Below are 16,894 nucleotides of genomic sequence, written 5' to 3' on the forward strand. Positions count from 1 at the left end.
GGGCGAGCCTTTGCCGGTTCAGGATGCCGGGCCGAACTGGAGCAATTTGAAGCAATCGCCGCTGCCCGGCGTCGCTTGCGTCAGGAAGGGTTTCGACCGGTCGATCCATTCTTGGTGCGACCTGGCATCGGCTTCGATCTCATTGGCCGGTGCAAGCTTGACGAAACCGCGCCCCTTGCTGAACAGCCAGCATGCGCGGCCGAGAAACCGCCTGCTGCGCTGGCGCAGGAGGTCGGCATCATAAAAAATGTCGAGCACCTCCTGCTTGATCTTCCGCTCCTTTTCGGGATTGGCGATCGCAACCTCGATCGCCTCGCCGCCGATCGCATCCTGCAGGTCCTTGTAATCCAGGGCGATCTGAGTGGTGGCATATTTGATGTCGCTCTCGTCCCGGACGATGTTGAACCATAGCGTTGGGTTGAGCTCGTTGACGACGAACGATGCTTCGAAATCGCGTGATAAATTCAGGGTATCGAACCCCTGAACATCGACGTCGCGTTCGACCAGAAGGATCTGCGAAACCTGCTTGGCGAGCGCCGTCCCGTGGGCGCTGACCGCGGCATTGTTGCCGCCGAGTTCCGGACTGACATAGGCGCCGCCATCATCCAGCAGCGCATCGAATTCGCCAAGGGCCTCCACGACGGCGCCGCCGCGGGCAATACGCGCCGCCAGTTTGGCGAGAACCTGCTGGAGCTCCGTTTCGCGTTTACGCTGGTCCTGATAGTTCTGCTGGAAAAAGAAGATGAACAGGGACACGCCAATGCCGATCAGGATCACGCCCAGCTGCGAAAAGATGTTGCGATAATATTCCAGCAGCTTTTCACGATGGCGTACGTCGTCACGCACACTGTGCGCCACACGGAGATTGACGATCAGCGAAACGACCAGGAGCCCGGCACCGACCAGGATCAGGCCGCCGATCAGCAGGTAGCCGTAGCCAGAGTTCAAATCCATTCTTTGCCGCGCTCCCGAAACCCCAGACAGCGCAGACTAATACCGTTCGGCTTCAACACCTACGTTTTCATAGGAGCGCCGGCGAAGGATTCCCACCATTCGGCCGCTGTTCTTACAGCCAGGTCTATGCTCGCCGTCCGCCTCGTTTCGTAGCTGTCTTCTCGCAGCCGAATTCAGGCCGCGTGCTTGGAACCAATGACGGGCGAGACTGTTCAGCTATGACTTTGATACGACGCCGATGTGCCCGGTCGGCTGGGCATGCGGCGATCTTGAGGAGTTCTCATCATGAAGATTTCGTCCAGATTTCGTTCAGTCGCGGTTGCCGTCATCGCCGCCGCGGCAGTTAGCTTTGCCAGCGTCGCGCATGCCGACAGCGGTACGATCCGCTTCGCCATCTACAAGGCGGCCTTTTTCATCGGCGGCTCCGGAGGCGAGGGCACACTGACCTTCCATGGTCGCCGATATCCCATCTCGGTCGGCGGCATCTCGGGCGGCCTCGCCTTCGGCGCCTCCAAGACCTATTTCAAAGGTACCGTGCGCCACATACGCCGCGCCCGGGATGTGACGGGGGTGTACGGTGCAGCGGGCGGTGGCGGCGCGCTTGGCAAAGGAGCCCAGGTGATCGTCATGACCAATGACAAGGGTGCCCAACTCGAACTCACAGGCAGGCAGGTAGGTCTGCAAGTCAACGCCGATCTCAGCGGTATGAGCATCTCGCTGAAATAAGGGCAGTCATTGCATTCGTCATTCCCTGGATGGGCCGGATTTGGCCGCTCCAAACCGCAGCCCATCCATCAGCAGCGACACCAATCGGCGCGAGCGGTCGCGCCAGTCCTTGGTGTCCGGGGCCGAATAGATGCCGCCCAGCGCATGCAGCACGTCGGAGGCATCGACGTCGCTGCGGATCGAGCCGTTGGCGACCGCGGCATCGATCAGCCGCCGCAAAGCCAGCGTCACCCTGCCCGAAACGTCGGAGAACAGGGTGGAGTTGGTTGTGAGCAGGATGCGCAGGCTTGTCGACAGCCCGCGCTTGGTGGCGATGTAGTCGACGAAGCGCTGCATCCATTGTTCGAGCGCGACGTCGGGCACATGATCGTGGGCGAGTTCGTCGGCCGCCTGGCACAGTCCTTCCACTTCGCGCCGATAAACCACCTCGACCAGATGCTCGCGCGTTGGGAAATGCCGGTAGAGCGTGCCGATGCCGACGCCGGCCTGACGCGCAATCTCCTCCAGCGAGGCATCGACGCCATGCGCGGCAAAGGCTTTCGCCGCGACCTCGACCAGTGCGTCGCGGTTGCGCTGCGCGTCGGCGCGCAGCGGTTTTGCAGCGGCGGCTTCGGCCTTGTCTCCAGATATGACGGGCGGCTCTGCGGCCAATTTTTTCTCCAGTGTTGATCCGAATAGGGCAGGCCCCGTTTCAACAACGGAGACGCCTCCAACTTCGTTACGCCTCCGACAAATATAATCGCAAGTAAATACAATCACAGGATCGAGTCTGGGCCGGCGTTCCGCATCTTGCCTGTCCCGGTGGATGACGACGGAGGATATTTCCTGGCGCGGCCGGCACTCCTCATCTGTTCGGCCGATGCCCTGAGGCAAAAATGAGCCGACATTGAGCACGATCCCCTCAGGATCATTGGACTGTCCTGCCCCTACAGACAGTTCAGAGAGCACCACCGGCTTGGGCCGGTGGTGCTTTTTTGTCTCCAGGCATGACGGCTGGCTGCCCTGCCAATTTTCTCCAATTTTGATCATTTTCGATCCTGGGCTTGAACAGGGCCGAGCAGGTCCTTAGGTAATAAGCGGAGGCGCCTCCGATTGTGGAGCGCCTTTCTCATGTAATCACGGGATCGGGTATGTCACGTCTTTCGACCTCGCAAGCCGCAGCCTGCCCGAGGTCGCGCCAAGTCAGGCAGACCCCCTCTGCCCTGCCGGGCATTTCCCCCAAGGGGAAGATAGCCTTCACCTAGCCATAAGCTGACCTTGCCGCTCGCCGGCCGGGCACCAGATCATCCCCTCCCGCGTCAAGCAACTGGAGCCAGACGCCCCATGACAAGCAAAACCCGAACTCCAATCCAACTTCAAATCAACGGACATCGACATGAGCTGGAGGTCGAACCGCGCGTTACCCTGCTCGACGCCTTGCGCGACCATCTCGGCCTGACCGGCACCAAGAAGGGCTGCGACCAGGGCCAGTGCGGCGCCTGCACGGTGCATATCGACGGCCAGCGCGTGCTGGCCTGCCTGACGCTTGCCACTCAGGCTGAGAGCAGGGACATCACCACCATCGAAGGGCTTGCCGGGGAGGATGGCACGCTGCATGCGGTGCAGGCCGCCTTCCTCGAACAGGATGCCTTCCAGTGCGGCTATTGCACGCCGGGCCAGATCATGTCGGCGGTCGCCTGCATTCGCGAGGGCCATGCCGGTTCCGACGAGGAGATCCGCGAATACATGGCCGGCAATCTCTGCCGCTGCGGCGCCTATCCGCATATCATCGCCGCCGTGCGCCAGGCGGCCGTGGAGGCCGCGTCATGAGGGACTTTTCGTATCTCCGCGCCGGCTCCGTCGATGCAGCCCGTGAGGCAGCAGCACTTCCCGGCGCCATGCTTTTGGCCGGCGGCACGACGCTTGTCGATCTCGCGAAATGCGGCGTTGCCGAACCCGAGACCGTGGTCGACATCACCCATCTCAAGGGACTGGACACGATTGCCGTTGATGACCGGGGCGCCACGATCGGCGCGCTGGCCAGGATGAGCCGCGTCGCCGACCATGCCGATATCAAGAGTCGGTTCCCAGCCGTCTCGGAAGCATTGTGGCAGGCCGCATCGGCGCAGTTGCGCAACATGGCGACGATCGGCGGCAATTTGATGCAGCGTACGCGCTGCCCCTATTTCCGCGATCCGGCGAATTTCCCCGCTTGCAACAAGCGCTCGCCCGGCAGCGGCTGCTCGGCGATCGGCGGCGTCACCCGTGGTCATGCCGTGCTCGGCACCAGCGAAGCCTGCATCGCCACCTATCCCGGCGACCTGGCGGTTGCGCTCGTCGCCTTCGACGCGATCCTCCATCTCGGCGACCGTCAGGTCGCCGTCGATGATTTTTTCCTGCCGCCGGGCAGCACGCCCGAACGGGAACATGCGATCGAACCCGGCGAGATGATCACCGCGATCGGCATTCCCGCTTCGGCCGCCGCCCGCCGCTCGACCTATCTCAAGGTCCGCGACCGCCAGTCCTATGAATTCGCCGCGGCAAGTGCCGCGGTCGGTATCGAGTTCGAGGCCGACGGAAGGACGATCCGCGATCTGCGCGTCGCGCTTGGCGGCGTTGCCACCAAGCCATGGCGCGCCCGCGCCGTCGAAGAGGCGCTGAAAGGCAAGGTGCTCGAGCCGGAGGTCGTCAGGCAAGCCAGCCTGCTCGCCGTCGAGGGCGCCGTCGACCATGGCGCCAACCACTACAAGATCGAACTGGCGCCGCGCGTCGTCGCCCGCGCCATCCTCAAAATGGGAGAAACGGCATGACCGTTCACGAGTTGAGAACAAGACCTGGCGATGCCAAACGCGGCGACGCTTCGGACGGCGCCGTCCTCGCGGATCAGGTCGGCGGCCGGCTGTCGCGCGTCGACGGACCGGCCAAGATCACCGGTGCCGCCAAATACGCCGTCGAGCAGCAGCTCGAGGGGCTCACCTATGCGGTGCTGGTCGAGAGTACCATTGCCGCCGGCCGGGTGCAGTCGATCGACACGGCAGCGGCCGAAGCCGCGCCGGGCGTGCTGCTGGTGCTGACGCCCGACAATTTCCTGCCGCTGAGAACCGCCACGGACTGGCTGGGCACGCCGCCGCCGGCTGTTGCCTATTGCCCGCTGGCGCGCAGCATCACCTTCAGCGGCCAGCATATCGCGGCGGTGGTGGCCGAGAGCTTCGAACAGGCGGTCGCAGCCGCGGCGCTGGTCAAGATCGCCTATGACGAGGCGCCGGCGATCGTCGACCTCAGCGATCCGAAAGCCGGCGACGGCATTGCGGTCGATGCGATGACCAAGGAGTGGGGTGAGGCGGAGACCGCGTTCGCCTCGGCTCCGGTCAGGATCTGCAACGCCTACAACACGCCGCGCGAATACCAGGCGCCGATGGAGCCGCATGGCCTGATCGCAAAGTGGCAGGACGACCAACTCACGGTCTGGGAGCCGAGCCAGTGGCTCGACGGCATGGCGCGGACCTATGCCGAATGGTTCGGCGTGCCGTTCGAGAATGTGCGACTGGTCTCGCCCTATATTGGCGGCGGCTTCGGCTCCAAGGCGTTCGCCTATGGCTACGGCGCGGTGGCGGCAGTCGCCGCGAAAATGCTGGGACGGCCGGTGAAGCTGGCGGTCAGCAGGCCGCAGACCTTCACCGCCTATGGCGGACGGGCGGCGACGCGCCAGACCGTGGCGCTCGGCGCCAACGCAGAGGGTCAGATCCAGTCGATCGTGCATCGCGGCGTCAACGAGACCTCGGTCGACGGCATGTGGGTCGAGCCGCTCGGCTCGGTCACCTCGGTCATGTACGCGACGCCGAATTTCTCGTCGCGGCAGAACGTCGTGCGGGTCAACACGGTGGTGCCGGGGGCATTGCGCGCGCCGGGCGAGAACCCGAGCGCCTTCGGCATCGAAAGCGCGATCGACGAGCTCGCCTATGAGGTCGGTATCGACCCGCTGGAAATCCGTCTCAGGAACTATGCCGAGCAGGATCCGCATGCGAAGAAGCCGTGGTCGACACGGCAGCTGCGCGAGGCGTTCGCGGCCGGCGCTGAAGCCTTTGGCTGGTCGAAGCGGACGCCCCAGCCGCGTTCGATGCGCGACGGCAACCAGTTGATCGGCTGGGGCGTCGCCGCCGGCACCTACCCGGTGCGGCGCGCCTATGGCGAGGCGGTCGTGCGCATTCTCGCCGACGGCTCGGTTGAGGTCGAAAGCTCGTCGATCGACATGGGGCAGGGCACCTACACGATCTTGGCGCAGACCGCCGCCGAGGTGCTGGGCGTGCCGGCGGAAAACGTCATCGTCAAGCTCGGCGATTCCCGCTATGCCCGTGCCGGCGTCACCGGCGGTTCGCGGCTGGCCGGGGTGATGACCGGCGCCGTCCACAAGGCGGCGAGTGCCGCGCTCGACCAGTTGGTCGGGCTCGCCATCAGTGACCCGGCTTCGCCGTTCCATACGCTGCAGGCCAACACGCTCGTCGTCGCCAATGGCCGCATTTCGTCGCCGCGCGGCAACGGCCCTGAAGTTTCCATCGCCGAACTGCTCAGCAGCGTCGGGCGCCAGCATATCGAGGCCAAGGGCGACACGATGCCGGCCAATTCGACGGTCGAGGACCGCTACAAGAACTACACCACCATAGCCATGGCGCTGCCGCACACCGAGGGCGACTATTCCCGCCACAGCTGGTGCGCGCATTTCATCGAAGTGCGCGTCGACGAGGACTTTGGCACGGTTCGTGTGTCGCGCGTGGTATCGGCGCTGGATTCGGGCCGGCTCTATAACCCCAAGCTCGCCGAAAGCCAGTGGAAGGGCGGCATCATCATGGGCATCGGCCAGGCGCTGCTCGAGGAAGGCATCGTCGACCGCCGCCACGGCCGCATCGTCAACAACAACCTCGCCGACTATCTCATCGCCACCAATGCCGACATTCCCGACATCGAGGTAATCTCAGTCGGTATTCCCGACCCGCATTCCTCGGTGCTTGGCGGCAAGGGGGTCGGCGAGCTAGGCATCGTCGGCGTGGCGCCGGCGATCGCCAACGCGGTATTCCACGCCACCGGGAAACGGGTGCGGGATCTGCCGATCACGCTGGAGAAGCTGATTTAGGCGGACGCGGTGGAACTGCCAATCTCCCCCCTCGTGGGGGAGATGCCCGGCAGGGCAGAGGGGAGCGTGAAGGATCGCCAGCGTTCAGTTCAACTTTGATGAGCTGAGAACCTTACGTGGGTGCGCGAACTGCTTGATAGGCTGGAGGGACAGCGCCCCTCTCTGTCCTGCCGGACATCTCCCCCACGAGGGGGGAGATCGGCAGCTTGAACGCCCTGCCTTTTCAGGCTCACCACGACAGACTGAACGCAAGCTTGCCGAAATGCCGGCCGCCGGCCGCCATGTGGGCGTAGGCCTCGGTCGCCTGGTGCTGGCTGTAGATTGTGTCGATGACCGGATCGATACGGGCGGCGCCGATAGCGCGCGCAGCGTCGCGCAGGTCGGATACCGAACCGGTGTTGTTGCCCACTACCTTGAGCGCCTTGATGATGATCGGCAGCAGGTTCGTGGTGGCCTCGGCGCCGGTGACGAAGCCGATCGCGAACACCGTGCCGCCGGGCGCCGCGGCATTGATTGAGCGGGCGAAGGTGGCCGAGCCGCCGGTCTCGACGATCAGATCGGCGCCGAGGCCGTCGGTCAGCTCGAGCACCTTGGCGTCCCAGTCCGGTGTCTCACGATAGTTGATGAGATGATCCGCACCCAAGGCCTTGGCGCGGGCCAGCTTTTCGTCCGACGACGAGGTGATGATGACCGTGGCGCCGGCTGCCTTTGCCAGCTGCAGGGTCAAGATCGACACACCGCCGGTGCCGAGCAGGACGACGACTGATCCGGGCCCGGCATCGGCGGCGCGGATCGCGTTCCAGGCGGTGGTGCCAGCGATCGGCAGCGTTGCTGCCGCTTCGAAGGACAAGTGAGCCGGCATCGGCACGACGGCATTGGCCGGCAGCACGACATATTCGGCGAGCGAGCCGGGCAGTGTCAGCCCGCGCATCTCTCTGGTCTCATAAGGCCGCGGACGGCCGCCGATCCAACGCGGTTTTGCATGGGCGATGATGCGGTCGTTGACGGCGAGCCTCGACACGCCCTCGCCGATGCCGACGATCTCGCCGGCGCCGTCGACGACGGGAATGAGCGGAAAGCTCGGGCCTGGATAGTTGCCGCTCGCGATCGCGACGTCGACAAAGTTGAGGCTTGCGGCGCGCAGGCGGATCAGCACTTCGCCGCGCTGCGGTTCAGGCGTGGGAACGGTGGCCGCGCGAAACGCGTCCAGTCTCGGGGCAGTCAGTTCGATCGCTTTCATGTCTCACTCCGGTTGATGGGCCGATTGACGGGCCGGGATTGAGTGAAACTAGCTGCTGCGCTATTGGTATATAATCCTTGGCTTTTACATTTGAGCTCTGCGCCAGATGCAGCAATCGCACGAACCGGCAGCATTGGCCGAAATGGCCGCCTTCGCGGCAATCGCCGAAGCACGCTCCTTCACCAAGGCGGCGGCTCGCATCGGCCGCGACGCAACGATCCTGTCGCGGCGCCTTGCCTCCCTGGAAGAGCGGTTGGGCGTGCGCCTGCTGCACCGGACGACGCGAAGCGTGTCGCTGACCGAGGCGGGTTCGGAGTTCCTCGTCCGCATCCGCGCTATCCTGGCCGCCGTCGACGAAGCCGAGGCTGTCGCGTCGGCGCATGCCGGCGGCGGGCCGCGCGGCGTGCTGCGGCTGGCGCTGCCCGGCTCGTTCGGGCGCATGTGGATCGGCCCCCTGCTGCCACAGTTTCTCGCCGAATTTCCCGACGTCCGTATCGAGGCCGAGTTCTCCAACCGCTTCGTCGATCTCGTCGCCGAGAATTTCGATGTTGCCGTTCGTCTCGGCGCGCTGGAGGATTCGCGGCTGGTGGCGCGCAAGGTCGCGACACGGCGGCGGCTGCTGTGCGCCGCGCCGTCCTACCTCGCCCGCCGGGGCACGCCGGCTGCGCCGGAAGCGCTGCTGGAACACAGCTGTCTCGGCTTCTCAGGCTTCCAGACCTTTCCGGCCTGGGAGATGACCGACACCACGGGCCGCCGCGTCAGTATCGAGGTCTCCGGCCCGCTGGTCACCGACGACGCCGAGGTCCTGGTCGAAGCCGCCGTGCAAGGCGTCGGGCTGATGATGAGCACGGATTGGCTGGTCGGACGCGAGCTCGCCGACGGCCGGCTGGTGCCAGTGCTGGAGGACTGGACCCTTGCCGACGAAGGGGCCGTCTATGTCGTCATGCCTTCGGCCAAGGGGCAAGCCGCCAAGACACGTGCCTTCGCCGACTGGATCGGCAAACGCTTTGCGCCGGTCCCGCCGTGGCAGAGGTGAGGGTGCTGATCTCCCCACGAGGGAGATTATGCGCTCCTCCCTCACTTCCCGCCCTGCTTGATGAAATGACCGAGCAGATCCATTGGCACCGGAAACACGACCGTCGACGAGCGCTCGCCGGCGATGTCATGGAGAGCCTCGAAATAGCGTAGCTGCATGGCTTGCGGTGCTTCGGCCAGCATCTTGCCAGCCTCGACGAGCTTTGCCGCCGCCTGTTGTTCGCCGTCGGCATTGATCACTTTCGCACGCCGCAGCCGTTCCGCCTCGGCCTGCTTGGCGATGGCGCGGACCATGTTCTCGTTGAGGTCGACATGCTTGATCTCGACATCGGAGACCTTGATGCCCCAGGCATCGGTGCGCTGGTCGAGAATCTCCTGGATATCGCTGTTGAGCTTGTCACGTTCGGCCAGCATTTCATCGAGCTCATGCTTGCCGAGCACCGAGCGCAGCGTGGTCTGTGCCAGCTGGTTGGTGGCGGTCATGAAGTCTTCGACCTGGATCACCGCCCGCTCGGCGTCGACGATACGAAAATACAGCACCGCGTTGACCTTCACCGAGACGTTGTCGCGCGAGATCACGTCCTGCGGCGGCACGTCCTGGACCACCACTCGCAGGTCGACCTTCACCATCTGCTGCACGAAGGGGATGAGGATGATAAGGCCGGGGCCCTTGACCCCGGTGAAGCGGCCGAGCGTGAAGACCACCCCGCGTTGATATTCCCTCAGGACGCGAATGGCCGCGGATAAGAACATGACCACGACGAGCGCTGCTGCCAGATAGGCCACATAACCGATGATCATTGCCTTGCTCCATCGCTTCCCACATTGCGGCGCCGTATCGTCAGCACAAGACCCCTGACATCAGCCACCTCGACGCTGTCGCCCACCGCAAGCGGTTCGTCGGCTTTTGCCCGCCAGCGCTCGCCCCGGGCGAGCACGTGGCCCTCGCTGCCCTGCCAGTCGAGAATCTCCGCCGGCAGCCCCTGCATGGCCTGTGCGCCAACACGCGGAACGTTCTTGCGGGCCGCCCACAGATAGCTGCCGGTCAACAGCGCCAGGCCGAGCGTCAGGACGGCGGCGGTGCCGATAACGGCCCACGACATCTCGAAGCCGGGCCCCTCGATCTTGAGCAGCATGGCAGCGCCCAGCAGAAACGCAGCCACGCCTCCCAGCCCAAGGACCACTGTCGGGTTCAAGGCTTCGACGACGAGAAAGATGATGCCAAGCAGCATCAAGGCAAGGCCGGCATAGCTGATCGGCAGGAGATTGAGCGCATAGAGGCCGAGCAGAAGGCAAATCGTGCCGATCACGCCAGGCGCGACCGCGCCCGGGCTCGTGAATTCGAAGACGAGGCCATAGACGCCGACCAGCATCAGGATGACGGCGATGTTTGGGTCCGTGATGACGGCGAGAAGCCGGATGAGCCAGCCTGGTTCGAGCGTTTCAACCGGCAGCCCTTTCGTCGCCAATGCCTCTTTCTTGCCGGCGATCTCGACGGTCCGGCCGTCGGCCAGTTGAAGCAACTCGGTGGTGTCGCGGGCGACGAAGTCGATGACATGCTCCTGCAGCGCCGCGCCGGCCGACAGGCTGGCCGCCTCGCGCACGGCCTTTTCACCCCATTCGGCATTGCGCCCGCGCAATTCAGCCAGGCTGCGGATCAGGGCAACGGCGTCGTTCGTCGCCTTGGCGATCATCGCATCGCCCGCGGGTGCGTTCTTCTTGTCCTTGTCCGCCTCCGGGCCATCGTTCTTGTCGCCGGGAAACGATGGCAGCGGCCCGCCCATCTCGATCGGCGTTGCCGCGCCCAGATTGGTGCCGGGCGCCATCGCCGCTACATGGGTAGCGTAGAGGATGTAGGTTCCGGCGCTCGCCGCGTGCCCGCCGGCGGGCGCGACATAGCCGATGACGGGAACCGGCGAGGCGAGGATAGCGGCGATCATCTCGCGCATGCTGGTAACCAGCCCGCCGGGCGTGTCCATCTGCAGGATGAGAGCCTGGGCGTTTCGGTCCGCGGCCACCGCCAGCGCTTCCTCGAGCTGCCTGGCACTCGCCGGACCGATGGCGCCGTCGATCTCGACGCGCAACACAATTTTCTCCCGGCCGTTCGCCTCTCCGGTTGCGGAAGAGGGACAAACGGCCGCAGCAGCCACGAAAGCCGCGGCAAGCAGGACCGCACGCGCGAGTTTCACGCTCAAAGCTCCATATCTAGGATATGGGCTGGATTTTGCCGAAATCCATGAGAACGCTCATCAAACCGGCCTGGGTGCGGGGTGATGCTTCGCTCTGTCCTTCAGGCCCGAAGCAGCGCCAGCTCTTCGGCGGTCAGATGGCGTGTCTTGCCCTTGGCGAGGTCGCCGAGCTGCAATGGGCCGATCGCAACGCGCACCAGGCGCAGCACCTCGATATCGTGGGCGCCGAGCAGCCTTCGGATATGGCGGTTGCGGCCCTCGTCGAGCACGATCTCCAGCCAAGCGGTGCTGGTGCCGCCGCGCAGCAGCTCGATCGACCGGGCCGTCAGCAAGTCGCCATCGACTGTCGCGCCGGCGCGCAGCCGCGCCAACATGGCCTCGTCGGGCAGGGCGCCGATCTGCACGTGATAGGTCTTGGCGACATGCGAGGCGGGGTCGAGCAGGCGCTGCGCGAAGCGCGTGTCGTTGGTCATCACGAGCAGGCCCTCGCTCGCCTTGTCGAGGCGGCCGACCGGCGAGACGAAGGGCAGGTCGAGCCCTGCCAGGCAATCATAGACGGTGCCGCGGTCCTGCGGGTCGTCGCGGGTGGTGACCAGCCCGCGCGGCTTGTTGAGCATCAGATAGACCTTGCGCTCGGCAGCGACGCGGTGGCCGTCGACCTCGATGCGGTCGCGGCCGGGATCGACGCGCATCGAGCCGTTGCGCACGATCTTGCCGGCAACCCGCACGCGCCCCTCGGCAACCAGAAGCTCGGCCTGCTTACGCGAGCACAGGCCAAGCTTCGACAGGGCGCGGCACAGGCTGACGCCGGGAGGCTGGGTCCCGGGGGCAGGGCGTTGCCGGGCAATGTTCGGTCGCGGCGACATGGCGTTGCCTGTGGATTCTTGTATACGAGCATCCCACTATAGCCGGCCGCAGGCTATGTCCACGGAAGGGAACTGCATGTCTTTTGCATCGTGCGCAGCGGCTGCGAGGACTTGCATGAAAACAGCCATTCGCCTTTGCCTGCTGCTCGCCTCTCTGCCGGCATCGCCGGCGCATGCCGGCTGGCAGGCAGTCGAGAAGGTCGAGACCTATGCCGTCTCAGGGCAATCCGGGCCGGAGCTCTATGCCTCGATCGGCGGGCGCGGGCCGCTGCTCGGCGAGCGCCGCGTCATCGCGCATACCAATTTCAAGCTGACCTGGGTGAGGGACTACCAGCCGCAAGGCGACGCCTGCGTGCTGGTGTCGGCGCGGCCGAAGCTGATCATCACCTACACCTTGCCGAAGCCGGCCGCGCGGCTGCCGGGCGCCATCCAGAAGAACTGGGAGGTTTTCGCAACCGGCCTCGCCGCCCACGAGAAGGTGCACGGCGCCAGCATCATCGACATGGTGCACAAGATCGAGGCGGCCACGATCGGCCTGACCGTCCCCGACGACCGCGGCTGCAGCAAGATCAGGACGGAAGTGACGAGACGGCTCGCCGGAATTTCGCAGGCACAGCGGCAGGCGAGCCGCGATTTCGACCGGGTCGAATTCGGCCCGGGCGGCAAGCTGCGGCAGCTTGTGTTCACGCTGATGACCGGGGGATGATGCTGCGGGGCGGCGCAGGGCACCATATCTGTCGGCCAAGCTCATGCCTGCTCGGTCGGATAGAGCGTCAGGATGTTGACGTTGACCCGTGGCGGCTGCGTCACCGCATACTGGATGGCGGCGGCGATGTCCTCGCTTTCCAGCTGCTCCATGTCGCCAAGCCTTAGCTCGACCGCCTGGCGCACATCGGCGCGCATATTCTGGGTGAACTCGGTCTTGACGGCGCCAGGCTCGATGCAGGTCACGCGGATGCCGTCCTTGCCGATCTCGCGGCGAAGCGATTCCGCCATCGCGCTTACCGCGTGCTTGGTGCCGGAATAGACCACCGAAGGGTGGATATAACGGCCGGTGCCGGAAGAAACGACGACGATGTGGCCGGCGCCTTGCCGTTGCATCGACGGCAGCGCCGCATGGATCGGATAAAGCAGGCCCAGAATGTTGACGTCGACCATCCGGCGGTATTCTTCCGGCGTCGTATTGCGGAACGGCGCGGCGACGCCGACGCCGGCAACCGCAAGCAGAATGTCGAGCCGGCCGTACTCCTGCAGGACCCGTTCGACCATCGCCGTGGCTTGCGCTTCGTCGGTGACGTCGACGGCAATCGGCAGCGCGGTGCTGCCGGTCTCACGGATCCGCCTCGCCAGATCGTCCAGGCGCTCAGTGCGCCGCGCGGCAATCGCCAGCGTGGCGCCCTCGGCCGCCAGCGCCAAGGCGGTGGCCTCGCCGATGCCGGAGGAGGCGCCCGTCACCAAGGCGATCTTGCCGCTCAGTTTTCCTGTCTGCATCGTTTTCTCCTGACGCTTTGAACACGCCCTGAAGCTAGGGCGCAGACATTCTGGGAACAATGCTGGGAGTTCTTGGGCATGATACTCCGCAGCGCCGCATCCCGCGGAGTACCTCAAGGCATGCGGGACAGCGCCCTCCAGCAAGCCCATGTCTGCGCAATTTTCCTTGAGCGAACGAGCGGGGCTTGACGCGACTGGAGGTGTTGCGTCTTGATATGGGGCTGCGGGGCTTCGCATGAAAACAGCTGATCGACTATGTCTGCGGGTGGCTTGTTTGCATGCGACGCGCTTGCATGCAGCACCGCGATCCTCTGGCGACCGACCGGGCTGAGCGCAAGATGAAGGTCCTCGTCGTCTATTGCCATCCCTGCACCGACAGCTTCAACGGCGCCGTGCGCGATACGGTGCTGGAGACGCTTGCCGAAAGGGGCAATCAGGTCCACCTGCTCGATCTCCATGCGACCGGCTTCGATCCAGTCATGCGCACGCAGGAATGGCGCGGTTACCACGACAAGGCGGCGAACCTGCAACCGGTGCACGAACATGCGCAGGAGCTGATCTGGGCCGAGGCGGTCGTCTTCATTTACCCGACCTGGTGGTATGGCGTGCCGGCGATGCTGAAAGGCTGGCTGGAGCGTGTGCTGGTGCCGGGCTTCGCTTTCGAGATGCCGACCGCACGACGCGGTCCGCGGCCCAAATTGCGGCACATACGCCGGGTGGTGGCGATGACCACATGCGGTGCCACGCCGCTGATGTCGTGGATCATGGGACAGCCCGGCCGGCGAACCCTGCTGCGCGGCTTCCGCTCCGTCTGCCATCCGCTGTGCCGGACCAAATTCCTGGCGCTCTACCGGATGGACAGCGTCTCGGCCGCCGGACGCCAGGCGCATCTGCAGCGGGTCAGGAAAGCGGTTGCCGGTCTTGGCCGCGCTGATGCCATTGCCGCCACGGTGCCTGGCTGATTTGGTCGAGCGAGCCGCCGAGGGCTGCTGGCATCGCTTCGATGTGTCGGATACGATCAGTTGTACAAGTCGGCGCCGCCCCTCATCGCCCTGCCGGGCACTTCTCCCCGTATAGTGACGGGGAGAAGGGGCTGGCCGCAGCGTTGGCGTCGTTTCTGCACCGCCGATGTTTGGCGAAATCACCGATGACGAGGCCCCTCTCCCCGTCACTATACGGGGAGAGGATGCCGGCAGGCAGGTGAGGGGCAACGCAAACGCTTAGAGGGCGAATTCAAAACTGAGAGATTGCCTTGGGTCGCTGGCAGAGGCGCGTTGACTCTCTTCGCCATTTCTGGAATCCTGGAATTATGGACAAGACACTCGCCCTTTCGGCGCTTGCCGCGCTCGGCCAGGAAACCCGGCTGGACGTTTTTCGCCTTTTGGTGCGGGCTGGAGCCGACGGCGTGCCGGCGGGCGAGATCGCTTCGCGGCTCGCCGCGTTCCCGAATACGATGTCGGCCCATCTCAAGATCCTGTCGCATGCCGGCCTGGTGCGGACCGAACGGGAGGGCCGCAGCGTGCGCTATTTCGCCGATATGGCCGGCTTTCGCGATCTGCTGGCCTACCTGATGGAGGACTGCTGCAATGGCGCGCCGGAACTTTGCCAGCCTGTGATCCAGGCTGTGACCTGCAACTGCTAGAAGGGAGGTGCGCGATGAGCGAGCCATACAATGTTCTTTTTCTCTGCACCGGCAATTCGGCAAGGTCGATTCTCGCCGAGGCGATCCTGAACCGCGTCGGCGCAGGCAAGTTCAAGGCCTATTCGGCTGGATCGCATCCGAAGGGAGAGGTTCATCCTTACGCCCTTCAGCTTTTGAAAAGCCTCAACTACGACACGTCGTTCGCCCGTTCGAAAGACTGGCAAGAGTTTGCGGAGCCAGGTGCCCCAGAGATGAATTTCGTCTTCACGGTCTGCGACAATGCCGCCAACGAATCCTGTCCGGTCTGGCCCGGGCAACCGATGACGGCGCATTGGGGCGTACCTGATCCTGCAGCCGTCGAAGGCACCGAGGCGGAAAAGCATCTCGCCTTCGCCGAAGCCTACCGCATGCTCAACAACCGAATTTCGATCTTTGTCAGCCTGCCGATCAATGCGGTCGACAGACTTGCGCTGCAGAAGCGCCTCGACGAGATCGGCCGCAATCTGCCGAAGGCCGGCTGAGGTGGTTCAGCTTTCCCGGCGCCTTGTTGCCGAGGCCCTCGGCACGGCTCTGCTGGTCGCCACTGTGGTCGGTTCCGGCATCATGGCTGACAGGCTGAGCAACGATGTCGCCGTCTCGCTGCTCGGCAACACCTTGCCGACCGGGGCGATCCTGGTCGTGCTCATCACCATATTCGGGCCGATCTCCGGAGCGCACTTCAACCCGGCGGTGACGCTGGTGTTCGCGCTTCGGCGTGAAATCGAAACGAACGCAGCGCTGGCCTACGTCGCCGCCCAGATTGCCGGCGGCATCGCTGGAACGTTCCTGGCGCATGCAATGTTCGAATTGCCGATCCTGGAAGTGTCGGCGACGGTGCGGACCGGAGGCGGCCAATGGATTGCGGAGCTGGTCGCCGCCTTCGGGCTGGTCTTCACCATTCTTGCCGGCCTGCGTTCGCGCCCGGATTCTATCCCTTGGCTGGTTGGGCTCTATATCACCGCCGCCTATTGGTTCACCGCGTCGACATCCTTTGCCAACCCGGCCGTCGCCATCGCCCGCGCGTTCTCCAACACTTTTGCCGGGATCCGTCCCACCGATCTGCCGGGCTTCATCGCCGCCGAGCTTTTGGGCGCGTTGCTCGCCATGGCATTGGCAGGGTGGCTGCTCGCCCAACCGAAACCAGTCGGACAGATGAAAGCTGCGCAATGACCGTCACCATCTACCACAACCCCGATTGCGGCACCTCGCGCAACACGCTGGCCATGATCAGGCAGTCCGGCGAGGAGCCGGAGGTGATCGAGTATCTGAAAACCCCGCCGTCGCGCGAAAAGCTCGTCGAACTGATCGCAGCGATGGGCATGACGCCGCGCCAATTGCTGCGCGAAAAGGGCACGCCTTATGCCGAGCTTGGCCTGGGCGACCCGAAGTGGAGCGACGACGAGATCCTCGATTTTATGCTGGCGCATCCGATCCTGATCAACCGGCCGATCGTGGTGACGCCGCTCGGCACCATGCTCGCCCGACCCTCCGAAGCGGTGCTCGATATCCTGCTCAATCCGGATATCGGCCCCTTCACCAAGGAGGACGGCGAGGTCGTCGTCGACGCCAGCGGCAAGCGCGTCGCCTAGAGTATTTCGACATTTC

18 protein-coding genes are annotated in these 16,894 nt (G+C 64.6%); 11 read left to right on the forward strand and 7 right to left on the reverse strand.

The window, feature by feature from the left end; translation table 11 throughout:
* Window positions 1–18: 18 nt before the first annotated feature.
* On the reverse strand, window positions 19–954 hold the full coding sequence (locus NKH29_RS14625) for a hypothetical protein (RefSeq protein WP_023722353.1): 936 nt from the start codon (window positions 952–954) through the stop codon (window positions 19–21).
* A gap of 285 nt (window positions 955–1,239) precedes the next feature.
* Between NKH29_RS14625 and NKH29_RS14630 the strand changes: the two genes are divergently transcribed.
* Complete coding sequence (locus tag NKH29_RS14630) at window positions 1,240–1,680, forward strand: lipid-binding SYLF domain-containing protein (protein ID WP_023677323.1); 441 nt, start codon at window positions 1,240–1,242, stop codon at window positions 1,678–1,680.
* A gap of 18 nt (window positions 1,681–1,698) precedes the next feature.
* Here NKH29_RS14630 and NKH29_RS14635 read toward each other — a convergent pair whose 3' ends face one another.
* Entirely contained in the window at window positions 1,699–2,331 is a 633-nt protein-coding gene (locus tag NKH29_RS14635) for a TetR/AcrR family transcriptional regulator (protein ID WP_023722352.1), read from the reverse strand.
* A gap of 672 nt (window positions 2,332–3,003) precedes the next feature.
* Here NKH29_RS14635 and NKH29_RS14640 point away from each other — a divergent pair.
* Genes NKH29_RS14640 through NKH29_RS14650 form a run of 3 tightly spaced genes read left to right on the forward strand, consistent with a single transcriptional unit; the run spans window position 3,004 to window position 6,787 of the window.
* Window positions 3,004–3,489 (forward strand): (2Fe-2S)-binding protein, encoded by a 486-nt coding sequence (locus tag NKH29_RS14640; RefSeq protein ID WP_023722351.1) that lies wholly within the window; start codon window positions 3,004–3,006, stop codon window positions 3,487–3,489.
* Window positions 3,486–4,469 carry an FAD binding domain-containing protein gene (locus NKH29_RS14645; RefSeq protein ID WP_031195083.1) on the forward strand — a complete coding sequence of 328 codons (984 nt, stop codon included), beginning with the start codon at window positions 3,486–3,488 and terminating at the stop codon, window positions 4,467–4,469. Before NKH29_RS14640 ends, NKH29_RS14645 begins: the two co-directional genes overlap by 4 nt.
* Complete coding sequence (locus NKH29_RS14650; RefSeq protein ID WP_023722349.1) at window positions 4,466–6,787, forward strand: xanthine dehydrogenase family protein molybdopterin-binding subunit; 2,322 nt, start codon at window positions 4,466–4,468, stop codon at window positions 6,785–6,787. The genes NKH29_RS14645 and NKH29_RS14650 overlap by 4 nt, the downstream gene beginning before the upstream one ends.
* Before the next feature lie 229 nt (window positions 6,788–7,016).
* Here the strand turns inward: NKH29_RS14650 and NKH29_RS14655 are convergent, their stop codons facing one another.
* Window positions 7,017–8,027, reverse strand: a complete 1,011-nt coding sequence (locus NKH29_RS14655) for a zinc-dependent alcohol dehydrogenase family protein (protein WP_023722348.1) — start codon at window positions 8,025–8,027, stop codon at window positions 7,017–7,019.
* Window positions 8,028–8,133: 106 nt separating this feature from the next.
* On the opposite strand from NKH29_RS14655, the gene NKH29_RS14660 reads away from it, so the two are divergent.
* The gene (locus NKH29_RS14660) at window positions 8,134–9,063 is read left to right on the forward strand and encodes a LysR family transcriptional regulator (RefSeq protein WP_352549412.1); all 930 of its coding nucleotides are present in this window, start codon (window positions 8,134–8,136) and stop codon (window positions 9,061–9,063) included.
* Between the two features lie 41 nt (window positions 9,064–9,104).
* Here the strand turns inward: NKH29_RS14660 and NKH29_RS14665 are convergent, their stop codons facing one another.
* The 3 genes from NKH29_RS14665 to NKH29_RS14675 all read right to left on the reverse strand — a co-directional run bounded on the left by NKH29_RS14665 (window position 9,105) and on the right by NKH29_RS14675 (window position 12,117).
* Window positions 9,105–9,863 (reverse strand): slipin family protein, encoded by a 759-nt coding sequence (locus NKH29_RS14665; RefSeq protein ID WP_023722913.1) that lies wholly within the window; start codon window positions 9,861–9,863, stop codon window positions 9,105–9,107.
* Window positions 9,860–11,251, reverse strand: a complete 1,392-nt coding sequence (locus NKH29_RS14670) for an NfeD family protein (protein ID WP_352788185.1) — start codon at window positions 11,249–11,251, stop codon at window positions 9,860–9,862. Before NKH29_RS14670 ends, NKH29_RS14665 begins: the two co-directional genes overlap by 4 nt.
* A 101-nt stretch (window positions 11,252–11,352) precedes the next feature.
* A complete protein-coding gene (locus NKH29_RS14675; protein WP_352640973.1) occupies window positions 11,353–12,117 on the reverse strand; it encodes a pseudouridine synthase in 765 nt (254 codons plus the stop codon).
* A gap of 115 nt (window positions 12,118–12,232) precedes the next feature.
* Between NKH29_RS14675 and NKH29_RS14680 the strand changes: the two genes are divergently transcribed.
* Window positions 12,233–12,823, forward strand: a complete 591-nt coding sequence (locus NKH29_RS14680) for a DUF922 domain-containing Zn-dependent protease (RefSeq protein WP_023722916.1) — start codon at window positions 12,233–12,235, stop codon at window positions 12,821–12,823.
* A gap of 41 nt (window positions 12,824–12,864) precedes the next feature.
* On the opposite strand, the gene NKH29_RS14685 is transcribed toward NKH29_RS14680, so the two are convergent.
* Window positions 12,865–13,608 (reverse strand): SDR family oxidoreductase, encoded by a 744-nt coding sequence (locus tag NKH29_RS14685; RefSeq protein WP_023722917.1) that lies wholly within the window; start codon window positions 13,606–13,608, stop codon window positions 12,865–12,867.
* A gap of 293 nt (window positions 13,609–13,901) precedes the next feature.
* On the opposite strand from NKH29_RS14685, the gene NKH29_RS14690 reads away from it, so the two are divergent.
* The 5 genes from NKH29_RS14690 (at window position 13,902) to arsC (ending at window position 16,878) form a co-directional block, all read left to right on the forward strand.
* Window positions 13,902–14,570 (forward strand): NAD(P)H-dependent oxidoreductase, encoded by a 669-nt coding sequence (locus tag NKH29_RS14690; protein ID WP_352999986.1) that lies wholly within the window; start codon window positions 13,902–13,904, stop codon window positions 14,568–14,570.
* A 347-nt stretch (window positions 14,571–14,917) separates the two neighbouring features.
* Window positions 14,918–15,250, forward strand: coding sequence for an ArsR/SmtB family transcription factor (locus tag NKH29_RS14695; protein ID WP_023722919.1), 333 nt, complete (start codon window positions 14,918–14,920; stop codon window positions 15,248–15,250).
* Window positions 15,251–15,264: 14 nt separating this feature from the next.
* Window positions 15,265–15,771, forward strand: coding sequence for an arsenate reductase ArsC (locus NKH29_RS14700; protein WP_352494408.1), 507 nt, complete (start codon window positions 15,265–15,267; stop codon window positions 15,769–15,771).
* Window position 15,772: 1 nt separating this feature from the next.
* A complete protein-coding gene (locus NKH29_RS14705) occupies window positions 15,773–16,459 on the forward strand; it encodes an aquaporin (protein WP_352494407.1) in 687 nt (228 codons plus the stop codon).
* Entirely contained in the window at window positions 16,456–16,878 is a 423-nt protein-coding gene (gene arsC / locus NKH29_RS14710; protein ID WP_352999988.1) for an arsenate reductase (glutaredoxin), read from the forward strand. The genes NKH29_RS14705 and arsC overlap by 4 nt, the downstream gene beginning before the upstream one ends.
* The last annotated feature ends 16 nt before the right edge of the window (window positions 16,879–16,894 follow it).

Source organism: Mesorhizobium sp. M1295 (assembly GCF_040318135.1).
GTDB lineage: Bacteria > Pseudomonadota > Alphaproteobacteria > Rhizobiales > Rhizobiaceae > Mesorhizobium.